General features: G+C 63.0%; 1 protein-coding gene. It reads right to left on the minus strand.

Annotated features, from left to right (window positions below; translation table 11 throughout):
* Positions 1-30: 30 nt before the first annotated feature.
* The coding region (locus EN969_RS34120; RefSeq protein WP_164758802.1) for a carbohydrate ABC transporter permease at positions 31-643 on the minus strand (613 nt) is incomplete at its 5' end.

Raw genomic sequence — 643 nt, forward strand, 5'->3', positions numbered from 1 at the left:
CATCCTTGGAAGTCATGACAGTCACCGCGCTCATTGCTTGAGCGCCCCGAATGTCAACCCGCGCACCAGATGGCGTTGGATGGCGATGCCCATGATGACCGGCGGCACGGCCGCGATCAGGCCAAGCGCTGCCTTGGCGCCATAGAGCTGCCCGGTCATCGAGGAAGAAAGAGAGGCCATGTAGACCGGGATGGTCACCCATTCGCGCGTCGTCAGAAGCAGCGCGATCAGATAGTCCGACCAGTTGAGGATGAAGACGAAGAGCGCGGCACTGGCCAGCGGCGCGCGCATCATCGGCAGCGTGATGCGCGTGAAGACGCGCAGCCGCGAACAGCCTTCGACAAGCGCCGCCTCCTCGATCTCGCGCGGCATGTCGTCGAAGAAGGTCTTCATCAGCCAGAAGGCGAACGGCAAGGTGACGATGCCGTAGATCAGCGCCAACCCCCACCAGCTATCGGTGAAGTTGAGGAAAGCCCACATGATCATCACCGGGATCATGACCGCCATCGGCGGAAAGATCCTGAGTTGGATCAGCGCCAGCGGCAGGTTCTGGCCGGAGCCGAAACGCGACAGCCCATAAGCCGCGGCAGTGCCCGCCGACATGGCGATCACCGTGCCGAAAACCGCCGACAGCAGCGCTGCG

Source organism: Mesorhizobium sp. M7A.F.Ca.CA.003.01.2.1 (assembly GCF_003998945.1).
Lineage (GTDB): Bacteria > Pseudomonadota > Alphaproteobacteria > Rhizobiales > Rhizobiaceae > Mesorhizobium > Mesorhizobium ciceri.